General features: G+C 72.2%; 2 protein-coding genes. Both read left to right on the top strand.

Going from position 1 to position 1,454, the window contains the following annotated elements; translation table 11 throughout:
- Positions 1–416: VOC family protein (locus CCN72_RS23525; protein WP_143664176.1), on the top strand; the 416-nt coding region annotated here is incomplete at its 5' end.
- 148 nt (positions 417–564) lie between these two features.
- On the top strand, positions 565–1,454 hold an 890-nt coding region (locus CCN72_RS23520; protein ID WP_143664175.1), incomplete at its 3' end, for a serine/threonine-protein kinase.

The raw sequence follows: 1,454 nt of genomic DNA, 5'->3' as shown, positions 1-1,454 counted from the left end.
AGCCCGAACACCGCGCCCTCGTCGCCGACCCCGAGGGCGCGGTGTTCGGGCTGTGGCAGGCACGCAGGCACCCCGGATTCGGGCTGCGCCACGCACCCGGCACCTTCGTCTGGGCCGAGCTGTACACCCGCGACACCACCGGCGCGAACACCTTCTACGGCGGTCTGTTCCATCACGCCCTGTTCGCCCCCGGCGCCGACCCCGACTTCGGCCGCGCCGACGTCACCGATGTCTTCCCCGTCGAGATGCCCCCGCACATCCTCGCCCACTTCCGCGTCACCGGTCTCGACGAGGCGCTCGGCACCGTCCGGCGGCTCGGCGGGCGGGTGCAGGTGCCTCCGTTCGAGGCGTCGTACGGACGGGTGGCCGTCGTCACCGACAATCAAGGGGCGTCGTTCGCACTGCTGGAGCGGTAGGACATCCTGATTTGTCCCCGGGTTCGCAACCGGCCGCCCGGCCAGGAAGAATCGGGGTCCGTGCCGTCATGGCGGTGCGGTGGTGAGACGCTGCACTTTGGTCGCGTAAAAAGGGCCGGCGCGGCCGGTACGGGGAGGTGGCAGGCAAGTGGATCAGCTGACGCAGCACGATCCGCGGCGGATCGGGCCGTTCGAGGTGCTGGGCCGGCTGGGTGCCGGCGGCATGGGGCTGGTCTATCTCGCGCGCTCGGCGTCCGGCCGGCGTGTCGCGATCAAGACGGTGCGCACGGAACTGGCCGAGGACCAGCTCTTCCGCGTCCGCTTCACCCGCGAGGTGGAGGCGGCCCGCGCGGTCTCGGGCTTCTACACGGCCGCCGTGGTCGACGCCGACCCGCGTGCCGCCGTGCCGTGGCTGGCCACCGCCTATGTGCCCGCGCCCTCCCTCGAGGAGATAGTGAACGAGTGCGGGCCGCTGCCGGCGCAGGCCGTGCGCTGGCTCGCCGCGGGCGTCGCCGAGGCCCTCCAGTCCATCCACGGCGCCGGTCTGGTCCACCGCGACCTCAAGCCGTCCAACGTGCTCGTGGTCGAGGACGGCCCCCGGGTGATCGACTTCGGCATCGCGTCCGGCGTCTCGAACACCCGTCTGACGATGACGAACGTCGCCGTCGGCACCCCCGCCTACATGTCCCCGGAGCAGGCCAAGGACTCCCGCAGCGTCACCGGCGCCAGCGATGTCTTCTCGCTCGGCTCCATGCTGGTCTTCGCGGCCACCGGACACCCGCCCTTCCACGGCGCGAACCCGGTCGAGACCGTGTTCATGCTGCTGCGCGAGGGCCCCGACCTCACCGGTCTGCCGGACGAGCTGCGCCCGCTCATCGAGGTCTGCATGCAGATGGAGGCCCCCGGCCGCCCGACGCCCGCCGATCTCCAGGCCCAGCTCGCGCCGCATCTCTTCGGCTCCGGTTCGGACGACAGCGGCACCGCCTCCGCCTGGCTGCCCGATCACGCGGTGGCCCTGATCGAGTCCCGCCGCGGCGG

This window comes from Streptomyces murinus, from assembly GCF_002154555.1.
In the GTDB taxonomy this organism is placed as follows: Bacteria; Actinomycetota; Actinomycetes; order Streptomycetales; family Streptomycetaceae; genus Streptomyces; species Streptomyces murinus.
The sequence above is the reverse complement of the archived record's forward strand: the minus strand, read 5'-3'. Positions and strand labels throughout refer to the sequence as shown.